17 protein-coding genes and 1 tRNA gene are annotated in these 21,896 nt (G+C 65.1%); 11 read left to right on the plus strand and 7 right to left on the minus strand.

All coding sequences use genetic code 11. The annotated features are described in order from the left end of the window. Positions 1–60: 60 nt before the first annotated feature. The gene (gene sppA / locus WG901_RS01110) at positions 61–1,944 is read left to right on the plus strand and encodes a signal peptide peptidase SppA (RefSeq protein ID WP_339585184.1); all 1,884 of its coding nucleotides are present in this window, start codon (positions 61–63) and stop codon (positions 1,942–1,944) included. Positions 1,945–2,009: 65 nt separating this feature from the next. Here the strand turns inward: sppA and WG901_RS01115 are convergent, their stop codons facing one another. Together WG901_RS01115 and WG901_RS01120 are read right to left on the minus strand one after the other, a co-directional pair. Further along, positions 2,010–2,891, minus strand: a complete 882-nt coding sequence (locus WG901_RS01115) for a TauD/TfdA dioxygenase family protein (protein WP_339585185.1) — start codon at positions 2,889–2,891, stop codon at positions 2,010–2,012. 85 nt (positions 2,892–2,976) lie between these two features. Next, the gene (locus WG901_RS01120) at positions 2,977–3,156 is read right to left on the minus strand and encodes a hypothetical protein (RefSeq protein WP_339585186.1); all 180 of its coding nucleotides are present in this window, start codon (positions 3,154–3,156) and stop codon (positions 2,977–2,979) included. A gap of 118 nt (positions 3,157–3,274) precedes the next feature. Between WG901_RS01120 and WG901_RS01125 the strand changes: the two genes are divergently transcribed. Both WG901_RS01125 and tig read left to right on the plus strand, forming a co-directional pair. Further along, positions 3,275–3,359: transfer RNA gene (locus WG901_RS01125), tRNA-Leu, on the plus strand. Between the two features lie 55 nt (positions 3,360–3,414). Then, positions 3,415–5,031 (plus strand): trigger factor, encoded by a 1,617-nt coding sequence (gene tig / locus WG901_RS01130; protein ID WP_339585187.1) that lies wholly within the window; start codon positions 3,415–3,417, stop codon positions 5,029–5,031. 68 nt (positions 5,032–5,099) lie between these two features. Here tig and WG901_RS01135 read toward each other — a convergent pair whose 3' ends face one another. Genes WG901_RS01135 through WG901_RS01145 form a run of 3 tightly spaced genes read right to left on the minus strand, consistent with a single transcriptional unit; the run spans position 5,100 to position 9,792 of the window. Continuing rightward, the gene (locus WG901_RS01135) at positions 5,100–6,089 is read right to left on the minus strand and encodes a DUF4424 family protein (RefSeq protein WP_339585188.1); all 990 of its coding nucleotides are present in this window, start codon (positions 6,087–6,089) and stop codon (positions 5,100–5,102) included. A 50-nt stretch (positions 6,090–6,139) separates the two neighbouring features. Beyond that, the gene (locus WG901_RS01140; protein ID WP_417602081.1) at positions 6,140–7,486 is read right to left on the minus strand and encodes an alkaline phosphatase family protein; all 1,347 of its coding nucleotides are present in this window, start codon (positions 7,484–7,486) and stop codon (positions 6,140–6,142) included. Next, positions 7,486–9,792, minus strand: a complete 2,307-nt coding sequence (locus WG901_RS01145) for a TonB-dependent receptor (protein WP_339585189.1) — start codon at positions 9,790–9,792, stop codon at positions 7,486–7,488. The genes WG901_RS01140 and WG901_RS01145 overlap by 1 nt, the downstream gene beginning before the upstream one ends. Before the next feature lie 251 nt (positions 9,793–10,043). Here WG901_RS01145 and clpP point away from each other — a divergent pair, with 251 nt between their 5' ends. The 3 genes from clpP (at position 10,044) to WG901_RS01160 (ending at position 13,149) form a co-directional block, all read left to right on the plus strand. Further along, positions 10,044–10,724, plus strand: a complete 681-nt coding sequence (gene clpP / locus WG901_RS01150; RefSeq protein WP_339585190.1) for an ATP-dependent Clp endopeptidase proteolytic subunit ClpP — start codon at positions 10,044–10,046, stop codon at positions 10,722–10,724. A gap of 151 nt (positions 10,725–10,875) precedes the next feature. Continuing rightward, complete coding sequence (gene clpX, locus WG901_RS01155; RefSeq protein WP_339585191.1) at positions 10,876–12,132, plus strand: ATP-dependent Clp protease ATP-binding subunit ClpX; 1,257 nt, start codon at positions 10,876–10,878, stop codon at positions 12,130–12,132. Between the two features lie 156 nt (positions 12,133–12,288). Then, entirely contained in the window at positions 12,289–13,149 is an 861-nt protein-coding gene (locus WG901_RS01160; protein WP_339585192.1) for a VOC family protein, read from the plus strand. Positions 13,150–13,156: 7 nt separating this feature from the next. On the opposite strand, the gene WG901_RS01165 is transcribed toward WG901_RS01160, so the two are convergent. After that, positions 13,157–14,128 carry a cation diffusion facilitator family transporter gene (locus WG901_RS01165; protein ID WP_339585193.1) on the minus strand — a complete coding sequence of 324 codons (972 nt, stop codon included), beginning with the start codon at positions 14,126–14,128 and terminating at the stop codon, positions 13,157–13,159. 281 nt (positions 14,129–14,409) lie between these two features. On the opposite strand from WG901_RS01165, the gene WG901_RS01170 reads away from it, so the two are divergent. From WG901_RS01170 to WG901_RS01180, 3 genes are all read left to right on the plus strand, one after another. Further along, positions 14,410–17,769 carry a TonB-dependent receptor gene (locus WG901_RS01170; RefSeq protein ID WP_339585194.1) on the plus strand — a complete coding sequence of 1,120 codons (3,360 nt, stop codon included), beginning with the start codon at positions 14,410–14,412 and terminating at the stop codon, positions 17,767–17,769. A 150-nt stretch (positions 17,770–17,919) separates the two neighbouring features. After that, positions 17,920–19,095, plus strand: a complete 1,176-nt coding sequence (locus WG901_RS01175) for a PPC domain-containing protein (RefSeq protein ID WP_339585195.1) — start codon at positions 17,920–17,922, stop codon at positions 19,093–19,095. Next, positions 19,092–20,327, plus strand: coding sequence for a glycosyltransferase family 87 protein (locus WG901_RS01180; RefSeq protein ID WP_339585196.1), 1,236 nt, complete (start codon positions 19,092–19,094; stop codon positions 20,325–20,327). Before WG901_RS01175 ends, WG901_RS01180 begins: the two co-directional genes overlap by 4 nt. Here the strand turns inward: WG901_RS01180 and mtgA are convergent. After that, on the minus strand, positions 20,318–21,001 hold the full coding sequence (gene mtgA, locus WG901_RS01185) for a monofunctional biosynthetic peptidoglycan transglycosylase (RefSeq protein ID WP_339586617.1): 684 nt from the start codon (positions 20,999–21,001) through the stop codon (positions 20,318–20,320). The genes WG901_RS01180 and mtgA overlap by 10 nt on opposite strands. Before the next feature lie 130 nt (positions 21,002–21,131). On the opposite strand from mtgA, the gene WG901_RS01190 reads away from it, so the two are divergent. Both WG901_RS01190 and WG901_RS01195 read left to right on the plus strand, forming a co-directional pair. Then, on the plus strand, positions 21,132–21,530 hold the full coding sequence (locus WG901_RS01190; protein WP_339585197.1) for a hypothetical protein: 399 nt from the start codon (positions 21,132–21,134) through the stop codon (positions 21,528–21,530). A gap of 52 nt (positions 21,531–21,582) precedes the next feature. After that, positions 21,583–21,885 (plus strand): hypothetical protein, encoded by a 303-nt coding sequence (locus WG901_RS01195; RefSeq protein WP_339585198.1) that lies wholly within the window; start codon positions 21,583–21,585, stop codon positions 21,883–21,885. Positions 21,886–21,896 lie beyond the last annotated feature (11 nt).

A 21,896-nucleotide genomic window follows, 5' to 3' on the forward strand; every position in this document is an offset into this window, starting at 1 on the left:
GCTTGGACAAACTGTCCCCAATCCCTAGAAAGGTTCGGCAAATACCCACAAGGAACCCGCATGGCATTCGCGCGCAAGGTCTGGAAGCTGCTGGTGGCGATCAAGGACGGGCTGGCGCTGCTGTTCCTGATCCTGTTCTTCCTCGCGATCTATGCGGCGCTGACCAGCCGGCCCAACATCGGCCAGGTCCAGAACGGCGCGTTGCTGCTCAAGCTCGACGGTGCGATCGTCGAGGAGCCGGCAGTCAGCGATCCGATCCAGCAACTCGTGACGCGGCAGGCGCCGACCGGCGAGTATCGCGCGCGCGACGTGGTCCGCGCGCTGCGGCTCGCGGCGAAGGACGATCGCATCAAGGCGGTGGTCTTCGACCTGTCGCGCTTCACCGGCGCTGGTTTCGTTCACCTGCACGACATCGGCCAGGCGATGGACGAGGTGCGCGCGGCCAAGAAGCCGATCCTGACCTATGCGACGCTCTATGCCGACGACGGTGTGCTGATCGCCGCGCATGCCAGCGAGGTCTGGGTCAATCCGCTGGGCGGCGCGCTGGTCATGGGGCCGGGTGGCAACCAGCTGTTCTACGGCGGCCTGCTCGAACGGCTGAAGATCACCGCCCACGTCTTCCGCGTCGGCACCTACAAGTCGGCGGTCGAACCCTTCATCCGCAACGACATGTCGCCCGAATCGCGCGATGCCGCGCAGGCGCTCTACGGCGCGCTGTGGGAGAACTGGAAAGCCGACGTCGCGAAGGCACGGCCGAAGGCCAATCTCGCGCTCGTCGGCAGCGATCCGGTCGGCTGGGTCCGGGCCTCGGGCGGCGACGTCGCCAAGGCGGCCTTGGCGGCGGGGCTCGTCGACAAGCTCGGTGACGAGGTCGAATTCGGCCAGCGCGTCGCGCAGATCGTCGGCCAGAACAAGCTCGATCCGGGGCCGGGTCATTTCGCGCATACCCCGCTCAAGACCTGGCTCGCGGCCAACAAGGTCCAGCAGCCGGGCAAGGCGATCGGCGTCGTGACGATCGCCGGCGAGATCGTCGACGGCGATGCGGGGCCTGGCACGGCCGGCGGCGAGCGTATCGCCAAGCTGCTCGACGAGGCGCAGAAAAAGGACTTCGCCGCACTCGTCGTGCGCGTCGATTCGCCCGGAGGCACGATCACCGGCGCCGAGCAGATTCGCGCGGCCATCCAGCGCTACAAGGCGCGGAAGATCCCGATCGTCGTGTCGATGGCCAATCTGGCGGCCAGCGGCGGCTATTGGGTCGCAACTCCGGCCGAGCGCATCTTTGCCGAGCCGGGCACGATCACCGGCTCGATCGGCGTTTTCGCCGTCATTCCCAGCTTCGAACGCGCGCTGTCCGAATGGGGCGTGTCCGCGGACGGGGTGAAGACCACGCCCTTGTCGGGCCAGCCCGATCCGGTCGGCGGTCTCTCAGCCGACGTCTCGGCCATGCTTCAGGCCAATGTCGAGAGCAGCTACGGCCGCTTCATCGGTCTTGTCGGCGCGGCGCGGCGCAAGACCCCGGAAGAGGTCGACGCGATCGGACAGGGGCGCGTCTGGGATGGCGGGACGGCCCGCCAGAACGGCCTCGTCGATGCCTTCGGCGGGCTCGACGAAGCGCTGGCCTATGCGGCCAAGGCAGCCAAGCTCAGCGAATGGCACGCGGTCTATCTCGGCGACACGCCCGATCAGTGGACCTCGCTGTTGCAGCGGCTCGGCGGCCACGATGACGACAGCGCCCCGCCGGCCGAAGCGCGCGATTTCGCCGCGGCGCTGGCCCAACGTCAGCTCGGCCTAGTTGGCCATGCGCTGGCCGGGGCCGAGCGCCTCGTCGGCACGCGAGGCGTGCAGGCCTATTGCCTGGAGTGCCCGGCACCGGGCGCGCGGCAGCCGATCAAGGGCGACCTGTCGCTCTTGGCGCGCGCGGCGCGGCTGCTGGAGTTGGATTGATTCGTCGCGGCAAGCGCGCCGCACATTCGGCACTGTAATTTCTCGCCACCTGAACTCGTTTCCCCTCAGGCCGTCGCGAGCACCTCCACCGGGCGCCCCAAGCGAAGGTCGCCCATGATCGAGGTGCGGTGCATGTTGCGGCCCGATTCCTCGTCGTAGGGTACGACTCGGTGCATGACGCCGTGGTTGTTCCAGATCACGAAGTCGCCCTCCCGCCAGTCGTGGCTATAGGCGAACTCGGGCTGGGCAGCCCATTCGATCAGCCGCTCGATGAGCGAGCGACCGGCGACGTAGGACATGCCGATGACCTCGTCGGCGTGGGAGCCGAGCACGAGCGACTGGCGGCCGTCGGGCTGGGTCCAGACCAGTGGCACGACCATTTCGGGCGCCTGACGGAAACGCGCGAGGCGGTCCTCGGGAATCTCGCGGAAGACGTGGCGCATCGCCGCCTCGAGCCGGTGGATCACCTTGAGGTCGGCGATCGCGGCCTGTTCGGCGTCGGGAAGGAAAGACCAGGCGGCGAAGGTATTGGCGAATTCGGTCTGGCCGCCGGTGGGCGAGAGCTTGCGCGCCGACAGCATCGTCGCCTTGGGCAGCGGCTGATCGACGGTAACGCCGTCGGTATGCCAGAACCAGGTCGCGTAGACGAATTCGGGCGCGAGCGTCGCGCCTTTGCCGAGTGCGATCTTGTAGACGTCGGTCGCCTCGTCCCGCTTGGCCGAATCCTCGATCGCAGCGCTGGTGTAGTTCAGCCGCTGACCGAAGGCATCGGTGAAGGCCAGTTGCTCGGCATCGGTCAGATGCAGTTCGGGAAACACGAGCACGCCGCGCTGCTCCATCGCGTCGCGCACGGCCTGGACCACTTCGGGCTCGCAAAGCCGCGCCTTGTCGACGTGGACGCGGCTGCCGATGTGCGGTTTGACGGGCTCGAAAGTGATCGTGGTCATGGGTCTCGCCGTAGCTGAATTGGTTCAGCATCCATACGATTCCCACGGCCCTGCGCCTAGCTTCGCCGCATGACTGGGACGGAACCTAAAGCGGCGGCGGCGTTTCGTCGGGGCTACGGTCGGGATTGTCGACGTCGGGCTGGAGCGGCGGGGTCTCTTCTGGCGTATCGGGCTGGAAACCGGGCTCGGGCTCCTGCTGCGGGGGACTTTCATCGGGCGACTGGGGATCGATCGTGTCGGGGGTGAATTCGGGTTGCGTGGCCATGGATTTGCCTTTCTTTCCCGTAAAAACCCTCGCAGGAGGTCCACAGTTCCCGCGGCGCTTGCCCTTTTGTCCCAGTGCTTATAAGGGCCGTCGCCTGAATTTTAGGCTTCGTCGAAATGCGGGCGTGGCGGAACTGGTAGACGCGCTGGTTTTAGGTACCAGTATCGAAAGATGTGGGGGTTCGAGTCCCTTCGCCCGCACCAGTGCCTCGCCCCTGACCCAGCGATGCCGTATTGAGAGTGGAAGGCTTCCAGAGCTATGCAGATTGTCGAGACCGCCAACGAGGGTTTGAAGCGGGCCTATACGGTCAAGATTTCGGCCAAGGACATCACCGCGCGCATCGAGGGCGAGGTCAAGAAGATCGCGCCGCAGCTGCGCATGCCGGGCTTCCGCCCTGGCAAGGTTCCGGCGAACCTCGTCAAGAAGATGCACGGTCCGCAGCTTCACCAGGACGCGCTGAACACGTCGATCCGCGAAGCGATGGACAAGCTCGTCGCCGACCAGAAGCTGCGTCCGGCGATGCAGCCCGACGTTTCGCTCGGCGATGGCTATGAAGAAGGCAAGGACGCCGAACTGACCGTCAGCCTCGAAGTGCTGCCGCAGATCGAAACGCCTTCGGTCGACGGCCTCAAGCTCGAGAAGCTGGTCGTTCCGGTGAGCGACGAAGAGGTCGATGCCGAGGTCGCGCGCTTCGCCGGCCAGCAGAAGAGCTTCACCGACGCCAAGAAGGGCAAGAAGGCCGAAGACGGCGACCAGGTCGTGGTCGACTTCCTCGGCAAGGTCGATGGCGTCGAGTTCGACGGCGGCAAGGCCGAGAACCAGCCGATCGAGCTGGGTTCGGGTCGCCTGATCCCGGGCTTCGAGGAGCAGCTCGTCGGCCTCAAGGTCGGTGACGAGACGGTCATCAACGTGACCTTCCCCGAGGACTATGGCGCGAAGAACCTGGCCGGCAAGGCCGCGACCTTCGACATCAAGGTCCACGCCGTGAAGGTCGCCGGTGAGCAGGAAATCAACGACGAGCTCGCCAAGAACCTGGGCCTCGAGAGCCTTGAGCAGCTCAAGGGCCTGCTGCGCGGCCAGCTCGAGCAACAGACCGCGGGTCTGACCCGCACGGCGATGAAGCGCTCGCTGCTCGATCAGCTTGCCGCCGGTCACGATTTCGAGGTTCCGCCTTCGATGGTCGAAGCCGAATTCCAGCAGATCTGGGCGCAGCTGACCCACGAAGCCGGCCACGAGGAAGACCCCGAGGCCGCGCTGAAGGAAATCGAAGCCGAGAAGGACGATTACAAGAAGATCGCCGAGCGCCGCGTGCGTCTGGGCCTGCTTCTGTCGGAAATCGGCCAGACCAACGGCGTCGAGGTCAGCCAGCAGGAAATGCAGATGCTGCTCGCGCAGGCCGCGCAGCAGTATCGCCCCGAGGATCGCCAGCGCTTCTACGAATACGTCCAGCAGGACCCGCTCGCGGCTGCCCAGCTGCGCGCGCCGCTCTATGAGGACAAGGTCGTCGACTTCCTGTTCGACAAGGCCGAAGTCGCCGAGCGCGAAGTGACCAAGGAAGAGCTTCAGGCCGCGATCGAGGCCGAGGAAGACGGTCACGTCCATGGTCCGGACTGCAACCACGATCACGATCACAAGCCGGCCAAGAAGCCCGCGGCGAAGAAGGCCAAGGCCGACGATGCCGAGGCTGCTGCTCCGGCTGCCAAGAAGGCCAAGGCTGCGCCGAAGGCCGAGGAAGCGCCTGCCGAAGAGGCCAAGCCCAAGAAGGCTCCGGCCAAGAAGGCTGCAGCGCCCAAGGACGAGGCTGCTGCCGAGGAAGCTCCCAAGAAGGCGCCTGCCAAGAAGCCGGCCGCCAAGAAGGCTGCTGCCAAGGACTGATCTTCCGGTTTACGGAAACGAAACGGCCCGGTGCGCTCAGCGCGCCGGGCCGTTTTCTTATGCGGTGCTCAGGGCGCCCATTCGACGATGAGCACGTCGATGTCGCCCTTGGGCTCGAACTGCATCTTGCGCACCTCGAACTGGGTCGGCGAGATCTTCTTTACGCCGTCCTTGCAGAAGCTGACGAGGTTGTCGGGCTTGCCCTTGTCGATCACCAGTCGGAAATCGCCGATCGGCCCGCGCCAGTTGGCGCCAGAGCTCAGGATATACCCGAGCCAGCGCTCGAAATAACCGGGGCGCTCGCCGGGTGGCCGGGTGCCGAGGCGGCGGTCGATCCCGGCGTAGAAATTGCGATCGGTGCAGTAACGCTTGGTGTAGTCGGCCGCGGTATCGCGACGGTACTCGGGATCGAGCGCGCCGCCGACCGAGCCGCCGGCGAGCGGGACGTAGCGATGCGTCACTTCGACCGTCTTGCCTGCGGGAAAGACCTGGCGGCGGGTGACGTGGGTGACGAGGTTCCAGGCGGGCAGGACGACGTCGTCCTGGCGACGGAGCAGACCCTCACGGATATAAGCCTGGCGTTCGGCCTCGCTCAGCTTCTCGACGAAGGCGAGGTTGTCGTCGTAATCGACGGGATTCCAGAGCCGCGGCCAGCCGAGCTGCGTGATCCGTGCGGTGACGTCGCGGCCGGCGATCTCGAGCTTTTCGACATAGTCGAGCTGGACCGGCTTGCCGTCGATCGTTGTGCGGAACTTCAGGTCTTCGCGAAAGTCGGGCAGCGAGCGGTCGCCGAGATAGCCATCGATGCCGCCGGGCAGGTGCGGCACCGGAAACGAAACCAGCGTCTCGACGTCGCGCGGCGAGCGATTGGTGAAGCGATAGCGGACGCGCACTTCCTCGGTTGAGAGGTAGAGGTCCTCCGAGTCCATCGAGATCGCGTCGTTGCGCGTCAGCTCCAGCCCGCCGATGCCGATCGCGGCCGAGCTGTCGTTGGCCAGCGAGGGCGCGGCAGGAAGGGCGAGCAGGGCGAGGACGGCGCTGCGGACATGTCTGATCATGCCATCATGCTAACCCCATTCGCCGCCCCCGCGAAAGCGGGCGAGATCGATTACTTGCGCGCTGCGTCGAACCGGATCGCCGACACTTCCGCGCCGCCGAGTTCGACCCCGAGCACTTGCGCGAGCGTCGGCGCGATCGCGCGCATGTCGATCTCCCCGAGCGAGCGGCCCGCGGGCACGCCCTTGCCCATGATCAGGAAGGTCGAGCGAAGATTCTTCGCCTGCGGAAAATAGCCGTGGGTGCCGTGATACTTGGGCGTGCCGCGCAGCGGTGCCGAGGCGCCGGCGAAGCCGGCCAGCGTCGCGTCGGGCATCATGTTCACGTAGAACGTGGCCTCGGGATTGCCGCCCATCCGCGCGATCTCGTCCTTGCCGATCACCGCGGCGATGCCGTTGGTCGGATCGGCCTTGAGATCGGCCAGCAGCTTGGCAACCTTGGCCTGCAGAGCCGCATCGTCGGGACGGGCGAGCACGACGGCGGCCGAGCCGCCGGCGATCCAGGGCACGGCGTCCCAGGCCTTGATCGCGCCCTTGTCGTCGAGCGTGATCAGGCCGGCGTCGATGAAGGGGCGATGGAGACTGGTCTCGCGCGATATCGTCTCGAAGCCGTGGTCGCTGGCGACCGCGATCACGGCATCGGGATGGGCAGCGAGCTCGGCCGCGATGACTTTGCCGATCACCGCGTCGATCCGTTCGAGCACGGCATGGGCCTGCGGGGTGCCGGGGCCCTGGGCGTGCTGCTCGTGGTCGAGCGCCGTGTAGTAGACGGTGAGGAATTCGGGCTTGTGCGCCTCGATCAGCTTGATCGCGAAGCGGCCGCGCTTCTCGTCGCCGTCGATGCTCTCGTCGATGCCTGCAGCATAGGCCTCGCCCGTCGCGCGTTCGAGCTCGGGGACGAGACCTGGCGTCGACAGAGCGGCGACGAGCTTCACGTCGTCGGCATGGCCGGTCCGCCAGATCTGCGGCAGGTTCCAGGTCACGCCCGTCGCGGCGACGCTGACCGGCCAGTGGATCGAGCCGACGCTCTTGCCTGCAGCGCCGGCGGCCGACCACAATGTCGGAACCTTGATGTCGCTGGCATACCAGTACCAGCCGCCCTGGTTGATCTGCCTAGGATCGAAGGTGTTGTTGCTGACGATGCCGTGTTTCGCCGGGCTGGCGCCCGTCACCAGGGTGGTGTGGCTCGGATAGGTCACGGTGGGGAGGACGCCTACGACCCCCGTCGCATAGGCGCCCTCCGTGACGAACCTTCTGAGGTTGGGAATCCTGAGGCCGCGCTGCTCCGCCTCGATCACGTCGCCGGGGCGCAGCCCGTCGATCGAGATCAGCAGGACCGGTTCGGCCAGGGCGGGTGTCGAGACCGCCAGGCCGGCGGCGAGGAGCAGCGCGGCGCGCATCAGAACGTCACCTTGACCGTGCCAAACACCTGCTGCGGTGCGGCGACCAGAAGCGTCTGGTTGTCGCCGATATTGCCGTAGCCGTTGGAGCCGATCGTGCCGACGTAGCGCTTGTCGAGCAGGTTCGAGGCATTGATCTGGACCTCGATGTTCTCGTTGAGGCGATAGCCGAGCGTCGCGTCGACAATCGCCCGGCCCGGCACGAAGCCGAGACCGTCGCCGGGCGCGCGCAGATCATTGGTATAGGTGAAGTAGCGCTTGGACATGTAATTGACCGCGACGCGGGCGAAGAGGCCGCCGTCATCGTAGTTCACCTCGCCGTGCGCCATGTGCTTGGGCGTATCGACCACGGTGCTTCCCTGGATCGCCGCGACGAGCACGCCGGCGCGGTCGAACACGTCGTCGCGATAGGTCGCGTCGGTGTAGGTGTACGAGGCATAGATACCGAGCGTGTCGGTGAGCTTGAGATCACCCGCGGCTTCGATGCCGATCGAGCGGACCGAGCCGACGTTCTGCAGCACCGAGGGATTGCCCTGGATGCCCGGCCCGCTCGACACGCCGAGCAGACGGTTCTTGAAGTCGACGTAGTAGGCGCCGAGCACGCCCTTGAAGCGCGAGGTGTTGTAGCGGAAGCCGAGCTCGAAGGTGTTCGAGGTCTCGGGCTTGATCGTGTCCTTGATCGCGTCGAAGCCCGCCTGGGTCGTGCCCCAGATCGAGCCGTTGACCGACGGGAAGGCGCGCGTGGCCTGGGCGAAGCTGGCGAAGACTTCAGCGTGATCGTCGAGGTTGAAGACCGCGCCGACGCTCGGCTGGAACCAGTCCTCGGTCTTGAAGCGACCTTCGGGGAACACGCCCTTGACGATCGCGACGGCCTCGTTGGTGACCTTGTAGCCCTTCCAGCCGAGGTCGATCTTCAGTCGGTCGAGTTCGATCGTGTCCTGGACGAAATACTGGACGGTCTTGGTGGTGAAATCGAAATCCCACTGCGTGGCGAAGGGATTCTTCGGGTAGTCTTGGAACGAGAAGCCGGGATCGGTGCGGCTGGCCAGCGCGTAGAAGCGGCGGGCCTGGTTGAAGTCGTTGTGCTCGTACCAGCCGCCGAGCTTGATGGCGTTGAAGCCGAGCTTGAAGTCGGCCGAGGCGAAGACGCCGTAGCGCTGGATGTCGTATTCGGTGGTGCGGACCGAGATCGGCGCACCCGTCGGGCTCTGCGTATAGGGCGTGCCCCAGAGACCCATGCCCGTGTTGCGGTGGTAGTAGCCCTTGATCGCGACGTTGGCGTCCTCGCCGATCGGCGTTTTGTAGCCGAGCGAGGCGAGGGTGTCCTTGCGCAGGCCGGCGGCGTCGTAATAGGCGTCGTCGAGCGAGGTGATCTGGCCGGGGAAGCGCGTTCCTGCGGCCGGATTGCTGGGCGCGAAGCCGGTGATGTCCGACTTCCCGTCCTTGTTCGCGTCGATGTTGTTGGCGATGTCGGCGAGCTGGACCGCGAGCGCGTAATTGTCCGAGACGTTGTCGAAATCGTAGCCGAGCCGCGCGAGCATATCGAGCGACATGTCCTGATAGTCCTGCTCGCGGCGGTCCGAATAGGAGAACCAGCCGTCGATCTGGCCGTCGCCGACCGGCATCACTGCCTTCGCATTGACGATGTGCTGCTTCTGGCGGCCATCACCCTTGTACTTGTCGGTCGTGGCGAAGCCGTAGGACACGTAGCCGCGGAAGCCGTCGGTGCTGCCGACATTGACGCGAGCGAAGGCGCGAAAGGTCTCGGTCGTGCCATAGGTGAGGCTGGAGTCGACCGCGAAGTGATCGAGCGGATCCATCGAGAAGTATTCGACCGTGCCGCCCAGGTTGTTGGTCGCCTGGGTGTCGATCGCGCCGGCGCCCTGCGCGACGCGGGTCGAGCCGATGTTCTCCGAGCTGATCGCGCGGCTGACGTGGAGGCCGTTGTGGTTGCCGTACTGCATGTCGCCGAGCGGGATGCCGTCGAGATTGAAGCCGAGCTTGTCCTGCGTGAAGCTGCGGATGGTGACGCGGGTCGACCATTCGTAGGTGCCGAAGGGGTCCGAGGCCTGGATGTTGACGCTGGGCAGCTTCTCGATCGCGCGGATCGGGCTCGAACCTGGGGTGAGGATCTGGATCTGCTTGGCGTCGACCTGCTGGACCTGGCGGGTCTCGCCTTGGCCGAACACGACGATGTCGCCCGACTCGGCCTCGGTGGCGGCGTCGGCGGCGACTTCGTCAGCAAAGGCCGGCTGGGCCAGGAATGCCGTCGAAGCAAGCAGATAGATGATCTTGGAATGGCGCACGAAATACCCCCATGTCGTTGTGCAGTGCAGCGAGCGGGGGTGTAGGAGCGGCCTGTTGCGCTTCGATGGAGCTTCCGTGGCGCTGGCGGTACGGAATCGTGTCCGGTATGTGTCCAAAAGTGACCGCGGCGCTCTCGTCCATTTCCAAGGGATTGAGCAACGCCGCGTCGCTCTACCGATCGATCCGTTAACGCCCTTGAACATCGCGCCGTGGCACGCGACATAGGCGAGCCAAAGCAATGAGGACTTCCATGATCGACCTGTTCGGCCACAATAGCGCCCAAGGAAAATTCAGCCACGACCCCGTGACCGGCGCGCTCGTGCCGATGGTGGTCGAGCAGACCAGCCGCGGTGAGCGCAGCTTCGACATCTTCAGCCGCCTGCTGCGCGAGCGCATCGTCTTCGTAACCGGCGAGGTCGAGGACGGCATGGCCTCGCTGATCGTCGCCCAGCTGCTGTTCCTCGAATCGGAAAATCCGTCGAAGGACATCTCGATGTACATCAACTCGCCGGGCGGCGTGGTGACCGCCGGCATGGCGATCCACGACACCATGCAGTACATCAAGCCGCGCGTCTCGACCGTCTGCATCGGCCAGGCCGCCTCGATGGGGTCGTTCCTCCTCGCCGCCGGCGAGCCGGGCATGCGCATCGCGTTGCCGAACGCACGCATCATGGTGCACCAGCCCTCGGGCGGTGCCCGCGGCATGGCCTCTGACATCGAGATCCAGGCGCGCGAGATCCTGCGTATCCGCAAGCGCCTCAACGCGCTTTACGAGAAGTATACCGGTCGAACCCTAGAGGAGATCGAGAAGGCGATGGATCGCGACACCTTCCTCGAAGCCGAAGAAGCCAGGGCGTTCGGCCTCGTCGACAAGGTGTTCGAGACTCGCCCCGAAGGCGGTGAACCCGCCGGGAACGGTACCAAGGACTAATGCGTTCGGGGCTGGACGAAAGGTTTAACCCTGGCGTTTCAGCCCCGGGCAAGCTTTGCCTGTTATAGGGCAGGATTGATTATTCGGCCCATGGGGCTAAATTTGGTGAGTCCGTCCCCCGAAATCTATCGGTGGGACTGTGGGATAAAGCATGACGAAACTGAGCGGATCCGACGCAAAAAGCACTCTCTACTGCAGCTTCTGCGGGAAGTCGCAGCACGAAGTGCGCAAGCTGATTGCCGGCCCCACCGTGTTCATCTGCGATGAATGCGTCGAGCTGTGCAATGACATCATCCGTGAGGAAACGAAGGCTGGCATCGCCGGCAAGAAGGACGGCGGCGTACCGTCGCCGCGCGACATCTTCGAGACTCTCAACGATTATGTGATCGGCCAGGACCGCGCCAAGCGCGTGCTCTCGGTCGCCGTGCACAACCACTACAAGCGTCTCAAGCACAGCGGCAAGGGCGGCGACGTCGAGCTGTCGAAGTCGAACATCCTGCTCGTCGGCCCGACCGGTTCGGGCAAGACCCTGCTCGCGCAGACGCTCGCCAAGACCTTCGACGTGCCCTTCACGATGGCCGACGCCACGACGCTGACCGAAGCCGGTTACGTGGGTGAGGACGTCGAGAACATCATCCTCAAGCTGCTCCAGGCCTCGGACTACAACGTCGAGAAGGCGCAGCACGGCATCGTCTACATCGACGAGATCGACAAGATCAGCCGCAAGGCTGAAAACCCGTCGATCACGCGCGACGTTTCGGGCGAGGGCGTGCAGCAGGCGCTGCTCAAGCTGATGGAAGGCACCACCGCCTCGGTCCCGCCGCAGGGCGGCCGCAAGCATCCCCAGCAGGAATTCCTGCAGGTCGACACGACCAACATCCTGTTCATCTGCGGCGGCGCCTTCGCAGGTCTCGACAAGATCATCTCGGATCGTCTGCAGAAGCGTTCGATCGGCTTTGGCGCCCATGTCGCCGATCCCGACAAGCGTCGTGTCGGCGAACTGCTCCAGAAGTCGGAGCCCGAGGATCTGCTCAAGTTCGGCCTGATCCCCGAATTCGTCGGTCGTCTGCCGGTTATCGCGACCCTGGAAGATCTCGACATCGAGGCGCTGGTCAAGATCCTGCGCGAACCGAAGAACGCGCTGGTCAAGCAGTACCAGAAGCTCTTCGAGCTCGAGGACGTTTCGCTGACCTTCACCGACGACGCGCTCGAGGCGATCGCCAACAAGGCGATCGAGCGCAAGACCGGTGCGCGCGGCCTGCGCTCGATCGTCGAGGGCATCCTGCTCGACACGATGTTCGACCTGCCGACCGAGGACGGCATTGCCGAAGTCGTCGTCGACAAGGACGTGGTCGCGGGCACCAAGGAACCGATCCGCGTGCTCAAAGGCAAGGAAGAGGCGGCCTAAGCCAGCCACTCTTTCACGGAAATTCAGGATGCCGTCCGCCGTTTGGCGGGCGGCATTTTGTTTGCGCGCGAGGACATAGCGCCCCGGTGATGGGCCTGGGCTTGTGCCGTCCAATCGAACGCTCCTACTCTCTCGACAAGATTGGGAGAGCCACGCATGTCCGACAGCCGTATCCACGTTCCACGGATCATCCATACGATCCACGCAACGACCGACATCTACGCCTGCCGGCTGCTTTATCAGGATGCGCTGGGCGGTCTCGTCTTTGCCGAGAACTACTTCCCCGCCGAGGACCGCGACTGCGCGCTGCTCTACGTCGCCAACCACATGGTCGAGCCGATGGCGCCGCGTAACCCCGAGGACATGAGCAAGCCCTATGCGCGCATGGCCAGCAAGATCGGCCAGGCGTTCCACTCGTTCGAACTCAAGGTCGAGGACGGCAAGGCGGCCAGCCAGGCCTTTCGCGATGCCGGCGCGACCGTCGCCAGCGACTATGGCGTGTTCTTCTTCGTGAAGCCCGAATCGACCGGCGGCGTGCTGCTCGAGGTTTGCGAGACGGCGATGCCCAACGATCCCTACGATCGTATCGGCGGCTGGGGCGAGCAGGTCGGCACCGGTCACGCCAGCGGCGTCCTGCGGCTCGATCACATCGCCTGCGTCACGCAGGAGATCGACAAGGCCGTGCGCTTCTTCACCGAAGTGGTCGACGGTGAGGTCCTCTCCGACGCACGTACCGAACTGCCGCAGCCGGCGCGGCGCGTGCTGCTCCAGATCGGGGATGCGCGTGTCGCTTTCATCCAGCCCGACGATGTGGGGGGCGGGCCGCTCGGCGCCTTCCTGGGCAAGACCCAGAATGGCATCTATGCACTTGTCTGGCAGGTGGCCGAGGAGGCGCACGCGCGCGCGCATTTCGATAAGCTCAAGCTGCGCCAGACGGGCGAGGGCTGCGTTTCGCCCGGCTTCGCGATCGAGCCCGATGACTTCCTCGGCGCGCGGCACGAGTTCGTGCCGGGCTGAGCGGGCTCTAGACCACGGCTTCGCTTTCCAGCGCGCAACCGGTGTCGGACAGCGTCTCGACCTGAAAGGTCGGGTGGCCGATGCCGAAGTCGTGCTCGAGCCGGTGCGCGAGGTCGTGGAGGAAGCGGTCGCCCGGAAAGCCGCCGGGCATGACGAGATGCGCGGTGATCGCGTTCTCGGTCGTGCTCATCGGCCAGATGTGTAGGTCGTGGACCGCGGTAACGCCGGGCTGGCTTTCGAGGAACAGGCGGACCTTGGCCTGATCGATGCCCTCGGGCACGGCCAGAAGGCCCATCCGCACGGCCTCGCGCAGCAGCCCCCAGGAACCCCAGGCGATCACGAGGGTGATCACCAACGAGGTCACCGGATCGATCCAGCCCGCGCCGGTCAGCATGATGCCGATCCCCGCGACGACGACGCCCGCCGAGACCGCGGCGTCGGCTAGCAGGTGAAGGAAGGCCGCGCGCAGGTTGAGGTCGGTCTTGCTGCCCGCGGCGAACAGCAGCGCGCTGGCGCCGTTGATGAGGATGCCGATTGCCGCGACGATGATCATCGTGCCGCCTTCGATCGGTGCGGGATCGGTGAAGCGCCGCAAGGTCTCGACCAGGATCGCGCCCAGCGCGACCCAAAGCAGCGCGGCATTGGCGATTGCCGCGAGGATCGACGAACTCTTGAGACCATAGGTGAAGCGTTCGGACGGCGGCCGCGCTGAAAGCACGCTCGCGCCCCAGGCGAGCAACAGCGAGAGCACGTCGGACAGATTGTGTCCGGCATCGGCGATCAGCGCCATAGAGCCGCTGATCAGGCCAGCCGCGACCTCCGCCACGACGAAGACGAGATTGAGCCCGACGGCGATCGCGAAGCTCGCGCCTCCCGGCGTGCCGTGCGCATGGCCGTGACCGTGGGAATGCCCGTGGCCATGGACATGCCCGGCGTGATGGTGATGATCGTGCGCCGCGTCCATGGGGCGTTTTTGCATATGCTACCCGCAGCGGCAATCGGCGGGCGCGTGACGTCAGGACTGTGGCGCTTTTGCCGCAGTGCGAAAGATTCTTCGCGCGGCCGACGCTGCGCTGCGGAACAGGTGGCCTTACCTTCTAGCTTGTCAGCAAATTGTCACATATCGCGTGTCTAGGGCGGCTACAGACCTGTGAACGCAATCTTAATGCGTGCGGGGAAGCGCCGGGAGGGGTGCTCTAGGTCCAAATTTGTTGCCGCGCCCGGGCGAGGGGCGGCGCCACGACAGGGGACAGTTTCGCTATGCATTTCAGACATTTCCTTGCCGCCACTGCGGCCAGCTTGACGCTTGCGGTCGCGCTCGCGACGCCGGTTGCGGCGCAGGAAACGACTTCGTCGATTCGTGGTTCGGTAACGAGCGCGGGAAGCCCGGTCGTCGGTGCTTCGGTCTCGATCGAGCACGTTGCCAGCGGCACGACCTCATCGGCGACGACGGGCAACGACGGCAGCTTCTCGGCCAGCGGTCTGCGTCCGGGCGGTCCCTACAGCGTCAAGGTCACGGGTACGGACGGCAAGGTTACCACGGTGACCGACATCTACACCGTCGTCGGCCAGACCTTCGACCTGCCGATCAACCTCTCGTCGGAAGAGCTCGCCGGCGGTGAGCAGGAAATCGTCGTCCAGGCCACGCGCATTCGCGGTGCCGGCAACCTTTCGGCCGGTCCGGTCAACGTGCTCGACGCCGCGGCCATCTCGAAGATCGCTTCGGTCAATCGCGACATCCGCGACATCGCCGCGCGCGATCCCTTTGCCGTGCTCGACACCAGCCAGACCACGGGCCGCCAGGTATCCTTCGCCGGCCAGAACCCGCGCTTCAACCGCTTCACGGTCGACGGCGTGCCGATCACCGACAGCTTCGGCCTCAACCCCGACGCGCTCCCCTCGCGTCGCGGCCCCGTTCCGCTCGATGCGATCGGCCAGTTCGAGACCAAGGTCGCGCCTTACGACATCCGCGAAGGCTTCTTCCAGGGTGGCGTCTCGAACGCGATCCTCAAGTCGGGCACCAACGAGTGGCAGGGTACGGCGTTCTTCACCTTCAGTTCGGACGAACTGACCGGCAAGCGGACCAAGCCTTACATCCTCAACACCACCGGTCGCATCGTCCAGCCGAACTTCACCTCGAAGGATTTCGGTGCGCAGCTCTCGGGTCCGATCATCAAGGACAAGCTGTTCTTCATGATCGCGGCAGAGCGCGTCCGCGCCGCGCGTCCGGTGGCCTTCGGCACGCAGGAAGACAACGCGGGTACGCCGGTCATCGGCGCGACCAATGCCCAGCTTCAGCAGATCACCGACATTGCCAAGAATCGCTACGGTTTCGATCCGGGCGGCATCCTGCGCAGCGACGGTGACAAGGACGACCGCGTGGTCGCCAAGCTCGACGCCAACCTTTCGGAAACGCAGCGCGTCTCGCTGACCGGTCTTTACACCAAGGACCAGCTCAACGTCAGCACGACCTCGGGCACGCGCGACCTCGGCCTGGAATCGAACGCCTACCGCAAGCCGAACACGCTCAAGGCCGGTATCCTCAACTGGAACTCCGACTGGTCGGAAACCTTCTCAACCGAAGCGCGCGCGCTCTACAAGACCTACGACAGCGGCCAGTTCCCGCTGATGGGCCGCACGGCGCAGTTCTCGGTCTGCGCCGATCCGGTCTCGGCTCCGCGCACCGGCGGTGCCGTCACGACGACCACCAGCACGGTCTGCGGCACCGGCACCGGCACGCCGCAGTTCGTTCTCGGCGCGGGCGGTCCCAGCCAGTCGAACGTCCTGCGCATCCGTTCGTGGGGCGGCTCGGTCTCGGCCAAGCTGAAGGCGGGCAACCACAACTTCCGCGCGCTCGCGGAGTGGAACCACACCAAGTCGTTCAATCTGTTCGTCAATCCGTCGGCGGGTACCTACTACTTCGACAGCATCCAGGACTTCCAGAACGGTGTTGCGCAGTCGTTCAGCTACAACAACGCCGGTTCGCTCAATCCCGATGATGCTGCGGTCAACTTCCAGTACGATGCCTTCACCTTCGGTCTGCAGGACGATTGGCGCGTCAACGATCAGCTGACGGTGACCGCCGGCGTTCGCTACGACCTGTTCGGTTCGAGCGACAATCCCGCGCTGAACCCGAACTTCGTCAACCGCTACGGCTTCGGCAACAACTCGTCGATCTCGGGCATCGGCTTGTTCCAGCCGCGCTTCGGCTTCACCTGGAAGGCCACGCCGCGCCTCACCGTCCGCGGTGGCGGTGGCATCTTCGGCGGCGGTTCGCCCGACGTCTACATCGGCAACTCGTTCTCGAACACCGGCGTGATCAACACCTCGATCTCAGCGCGTCAGACCGATGGCGGCATCTTCCAGCTCAACAGCGCAGGAACGACGTCGAACCCCACGGCGGTTTCGATCCTCACCAATCCGTCGTTCACCACGCTCCCCGGTGCGGCCAACACGGCGCTCCAGGCGCAGGCCGCAGGCCTGACGGCCAATCCGAACATCCCGACCTCGATCAATGCGATCGATCCGAACTTCAAGATGGCGAACCAGTTCCGCGCCACCCTGTCGGTCGACTACGATGCCAACCTCGGCCCGCTCGGCGACAATTGGCGGTTCGGTGCGGACGTGCTGTATTCGAAGGTCCGCAGCCAGGTGATCGTCACCGATCTGCGTTCGATCCCGATCGCGGGTTCGTTCACGCCCGACGGTCGCCAGCGTTACCAGAACAAGATTCTGGGCACGAACGGCCTGCCGCTCAACGACTCGGGGCAGGATCTGCTGCTGACCAACACCGACTACGGTCGTGGCTGGATCGGCGTTGCACGCGCCGAGAAGAGCTGGGACTTCGGTCTCACGCTGGGCGGTGCCTTCACCTACCAGGACGTGCGTGACGCGGGCGCGCTGACCTCGTCGCAGGCCGGCTCGATCTACGGCAACGGTGCGAACCTGGACGCGAACTTCGGTGGCCCCGGCCACTCGAATGACGAAGTCCGCTGGGCGTTCCGCTACAACCTGTCGTTCGAGCGCGCTTTCTTCGGCGAGTACAAGACCCGTCTCGACCTGTTCGGCACGACCCGCGCGGGTTCGCCGTACAGCTACGTGATGCAGGACATCAACAGCACGCGTTCGAACGTGTTCGGCACCGCCGGCTCGAACTCGCGCTACCTGTTCTACGTACCGACCGGGATCAACGACTCGAAGGTCGTCTACGACAGCGCTGCCACCGCGGAGCGCATCAACACGATCATCGAGGGTTCGGGGCTGAAGGACTATCGCGGTCAGATCGCGCCGCGTAACGCCTTCCGCTCGAAGGCCTTCACGCGCGTCGATCTCCACCTCGAGCAGGAACTGCCGCTTCCGCTCGGCGCGAAGTTCTCGATCTTCGGTGACATCGAAAACTTCACCAACTTCCTCAACAGCAAGTGGGGCCAGCAGCTGCGCAACAGCTTCCCGTATCGCAAGATCGTCGCGCGTGCGGATTGTGTCGCTGCGGGAACCAACGCCTGCGCACAGTACCGTTATTCGGCGCCGAGCACCGATACCGTGCTGGCCGACGAACTCGTCACCACCAACGGTTCGTCGCTCTACTCGATCCGTATCGGCGCGCGCATCAGCTTCTAAGCCACGCGCGAACCACGAAAAACGGAGGGAGGGGACGCGAGTTCCCTCCCTTTTTTTGGACCTTTTTCTCATAGGCGCGTCGCAGCGCATGTGCTTATCTTCCGGACAAACGGGCGCACCCATCATCCTGTCTCGGGAGACCTTCCTGCCATGAATTCCATTCGCCTCACGCGCGGCGCGCTGTTCCTCGCCGCCGCCGCTCTCGCACCTCTGGCGCAGGCGCAGGCCGCGACGTGCGGCACGGCCGGCGCAAAGCCCCTGACCGTGGGAACGGTCGCACGGGTCGAACCGGGGCCGGCGCGCAATTTCACGCTCGAGCTCGGCGTGCGCGAAGGGGTGATCGTCGACATCGCCTCGCTCGCGGCGAAGGCCACCGCCGGCGATGACGAGGACGAGCACGATCATGGCGATGCCGCCGCGACGCCCGTGGTCCAGACCATCCGACTCTGTGATGCCAAGGGCAACGTGCTCGCGCCGCAGCCGGGCGAAGTCTTCGTCAAGGGCGGCAGTCTGACCAATACCGAAGACGGCCAGCGCCTGCGCTTCTATGCGACCGCTGCCGGGACCTATCTCGTTTCGGTCGCCGCCAGCGGCGATGCCCGCGAGATTCTCGTGCGCCGCCGCGAAGGCGGGACGATCGCGCAGCCGGTCGTCTCGGCAAGCCTGGGCCGCGCGCAGAAGGGCATCACCTCGTCGGGGACGCCGATGGTCTTCTCCTTCTCCGGCAGCGCCGGCCAGTGGGTCGAACTCAAGTCGACCTCGGAGAAGGACACGCTGCTGCGGCTCGCCGCACCCGATCGCGAGGGCAACTATGCTGTCGTCGCCGAGAACGACGACAGCGATGGGCTGAACCCGGTGATCCGCCGCAAGCTGCCGAGCACGGGCACCTATTACGTCCAGGTCGATTCGCTGTCCGACGAACCAGGCGAGTTCGAACTCTCGCTCGAGCCGACGACCGCTCCCAAGCCGCCGCCGCCGCCGATCGCTCTGCGTGCCGGCGCTGCGGTTTCGGGCAAGCTCGCCGATGGCGATGCGGTGGTGGTCTATGCGCTCCCGGTCGTGGCGGGGAAGAGCTACCGGCTCGAGCTGACCGCCGAATACGACGGCGTGGTCGCGATCGGCGTGCCCAACCCGGTCGAGCCCGAGGACGGCGGCAGCAGCGCCGATGCCGGCTTCACCGAGATCAAGTCGCAGGACAGCGGCACGACCGGCACCGAAAAGCTGAACTTCACCGCGCGTGGCAACGGCCAGGTGCTGGTGCGCATCAAGAGCTTTGGCATCGGCGAAACCGACGGTTCGTTCACGCTGAAGGCGGTCGATCTGTGACTTCGATTGGCGCATCGACCCCGGATCGCGGTTATGCCTTGCGCATCGCGCTCGCGCTTGTGGTCGCGGGGTTGGTCGTCAACGGATTGATCGTGCGGCTGTGGCTTGGCGGCAACGGACGCATCCTGTTTTACGAGACCGATCGGCTTGCCGATTTCGTCAAACATACCATGTCGTTCCCCGGAGGTGCGCTCGCCCCTTCGTTCTATCCCGAACTCATCGCGCATTTCCAAAGCGACATCGAAATCTTCGCGCGCGTCCATGGGCATTTTCACAACATGCCCGAAACCGTGCTGCTGACGCTGGCGGTCAGGCCATTGTTCAGCCTGATCGATCCGATAGTGCTTTACATGATCTTCGCGAGCCTATGCGTTCTGATCTGGGCCAGCGTGTGTCATCGCCATGCGGACGCGGAGGCGCGTCCCTATGCCCTAGGTCTGGCTCTAGCCAACTATCCGCTCTTGCTCATGCTCGATCGCGGCAATCTGTTCTCCGCTATCACCGCGATCTGCCTGGCCGTCGCGCTTCTCCGAAAGCGGCAGGACTGGCTGGCGACGATGCTCATCGCGGTCGCGGTGAACATTCGTCCCAACGTGGCGGTGATCGTCCTGCCGCTTCTGGCTTGGGACCGGGCGACCTTCGCATTCGTGGCGCGGACCTTCATCGTGGGCGTCGTACTCGGCTTCGGCAGCCTAGCGATCGATAACGTGATATACCCTGCCTATACGCTGCAATCTTGGCTCCGCGGCCTGCAACTCTACAACGATACCTATACGCTCGGCCGTTTCGGCACGGAGTACGGGTCATCGCTCTGGGGTGCGCTGCGCCATGTGCTTCCAGTTACCGGGAGGGCAGTAGTGCTCTGCATGCTTGCCGGGCTCTTGCCGCTCGTGCTCGCATGGTTGTGGCGCAATCGACTGAGCTATGCGGCGTCATGTTTCTTGGCGATGGCTGCCTGCGCGCTGTCTACGGCGGTGTTCGGCGATTATCACTTGCTGATTTTCTTGGTGCCATTGCTTATTCTGCGGCGTGAAGATCCGGCGTTCTGGCCGATCCTACTCGGAGCCTGCTGGGTGCTCACGCCCAAGAACTATACTCCGAACGATGTGCTCTCGTGGCAGGTCTTTCTCAATCCGGCCGGGACGGTTCTCGCGGTACTCGGGATTGCGCAGGCCTATCGCAATCGCGTCTACGGAATATCCACTCCCCATACCGTCGAAGGTCAATCGTAGACGCAGCCGTCGAGCGCCGAATTGCGTACGACGCCGCTGCGCCGGGCGATCGTATTGCCGTGACGGCGGGTGAAGCCGGTCGCGTTGGTCACGGCACGGCGCTTGGGGCTGGGGAGCGCGGCGGCGATGCGTGCGGCCTCGACCGGCGAGAGCTTGGCGGCCGAATGGCGGTAATAGCGCTGGGCACCGGCCTCTACGCCATAGGTGCCGATCCCGGTCTCGGCGACGTTGAGGTACACCTCCATGATCCGCCGCTTGCCCCAGATCGTCTCGATCAGGAAGGTGAACCAGGTCTCGAAGCCCTTGCGCAAATAGCGTGTCCAGCCCGTGCCCTGCCAGAGGAACACGTTTTTCGCGGCCTGCTGGCTGATCGTCGAGCCGCCGCGGATGCGGCCCCCCCCCTTTGCTCTTGTAGCGGCGTTGCGCTCCATCGCCTGCTCGATCGCGGCGCGATCGAAGCCGTTGTGCGTGCAGAACTTGCCGTCCTCGCCGGCGATCACGGCGGCGACCATGTCGCGGTCGATCCGGCTAAGCGGCTCCCAGTCCTTCTCGAAGCCGTTGGGATCGAGCAGCATCGTCAGGGTCACCGGCGGCGGGACGAAACGATATAGGATCGTCAGGCCGACGCTGATCGCGAGGAACCAGACGATCGCCCGGCCGATCCACCAGCCCATGCGATAGGCGAAACCGCGTTCGGACCGAGGCGTGGTGCGCTTGAAGATCGAGACCATATGGCATGTGGTTAGCGGGGAAGGGCGGGGGGATGCAATCGGCTGTTTTCCGCCTGCACGACGATCACCGGCGATGACATTCGCCGCCGCCGTGCCTATCTTGGCGGCAATGGCCGTCTCGACCGTTCCGCTCCAGCTCTTCCGGCGTTTTATCGCGCCGTTGCTGTTGCTGGTGATCTCGGTTCATGCGCTCACCCCACTAGGCCAGCCGTTGCAGCGGGTTTCGGGATCGGCCTTCAGCGCCGAGACCGTCGAAGTCTCGCTGCGTTCGGGCCAGCGCGGGCAGGTGATCAAGCAGGCCGAGGCGCCGAAACCGATGCTCGCCGACCTGCCGGTCACGGCTCCGATGCCGCGCCAGGCCGAGGTCTCCGCTGCCAGGTCCGTGATCCCGGGCCTCGGGCCGACCGGTCCGCCGCCGGCCAGCCGCACGATCTTCAGTCCGCTCTCGCCGAGGGCACCGCCCGCCGCCTGATGGAAGCCGGCCGCCTGCGCGCGGCCATACCTCCCATCATGCGAGCAGGCCCATGACCACCAGCAAGACCGACACATCGGAGCGCAAGCTCAGCCGCCGCGCCATCGAGCGCATCATCGCGCACTACCCCGACATCGGCGAAGAGCAGCTCCACCGGCTGTTCGACTACTTCCGGCTCGAAGCGAGTTCGGGCGACGTCGCGCGTATCGCGACCAATCCGCGGATCCGGCCGCAGTATCGCCAGCTCTGCCGTGATCACCGCATCGACCGGCTGCGATCGGTCGATCGCCTGTTCGGCGTGGTCGCGGCGGTGCTGGCGGCAGTGAGCCTCGTCTCGCTGACCGCCGGTTCCTGAGGCGGGAGAGC

Source organism: Novosphingobium anseongense (genome assembly GCF_037482895.1).
Taxonomy (GTDB): domain Bacteria; phylum Pseudomonadota; class Alphaproteobacteria; order Sphingomonadales; family Sphingomonadaceae; genus Novosphingobium; species Novosphingobium anseongense.

Coding starts and splice junctions, on each gene's coding strand:
- WG901_RS01135 (WP_339585188.1), bottom strand. CDS start 6,089: ATGATCAGACATGTCCGCAGCGCCGTCCTCGCCCTGCTCGCCCTTCCT.
- clpP (WP_339585190.1), top strand. CDS start 10,044: ATGATCGACCTGTTCGGCCACAATAGCGCCCAAGGAAAATTCAGCCAC.
- WG901_RS01175 (WP_339585195.1), top strand. CDS start 17,920: ATGAATTCCATTCGCCTCACGCGCGGCGCGCTGTTCCTCGCCGCCGCC.
- WG901_RS01165 (WP_339585193.1), bottom strand. CDS start 14,128: ATGCAAAAACGCCCCATGGACGCGGCGCACGATCATCACCATCACGCC.
- clpX (WP_339585191.1), top strand. CDS start 10,876: ATGACGAAACTGAGCGGATCCGACGCAAAAAGCACTCTCTACTGCAGC.
- WG901_RS01120 (WP_339585186.1), bottom strand. CDS start 3,156: ATGGCCACGCAACCCGAATTCACCCCCGACACGATCGATCCCCAGTCG.
- mtgA (WP_339586617.1), bottom strand. CDS start 21,001: ATGGGCTGGTGGATCGGCCGGGCGATCGTCTGGTTCCTCGCGATCAGC.
- WG901_RS01195 (WP_339585198.1), top strand. CDS start 21,583: ATGACCACCAGCAAGACCGACACATCGGAGCGCAAGCTCAGCCGCCGC.
- WG901_RS01170 (WP_339585194.1), top strand. CDS start 14,410: ATGCATTTCAGACATTTCCTTGCCGCCACTGCGGCCAGCTTGACGCTT.
- tig (WP_339585187.1), top strand. CDS start 3,415: ATGCAGATTGTCGAGACCGCCAACGAGGGTTTGAAGCGGGCCTATACG.
- sppA (WP_339585184.1), top strand. CDS start 61: ATGGCATTCGCGCGCAAGGTCTGGAAGCTGCTGGTGGCGATCAAGGAC.
- WG901_RS01160 (WP_339585192.1), top strand. CDS start 12,289: ATGTCCGACAGCCGTATCCACGTTCCACGGATCATCCATACGATCCAC.
- WG901_RS01140 (WP_417602081.1), bottom strand. CDS start 7,486: ATGCGCGCCGCGCTGCTCCTCGCCGCCGGCCTGGCGGTCTCGACACCC.
- WG901_RS01190 (WP_339585197.1), top strand. CDS start 21,132: ATGACATTCGCCGCCGCCGTGCCTATCTTGGCGGCAATGGCCGTCTCG.
- WG901_RS01115 (WP_339585185.1), bottom strand. CDS start 2,891: ATGACCACGATCACTTTCGAGCCCGTCAAACCGCACATCGGCAGCCGC.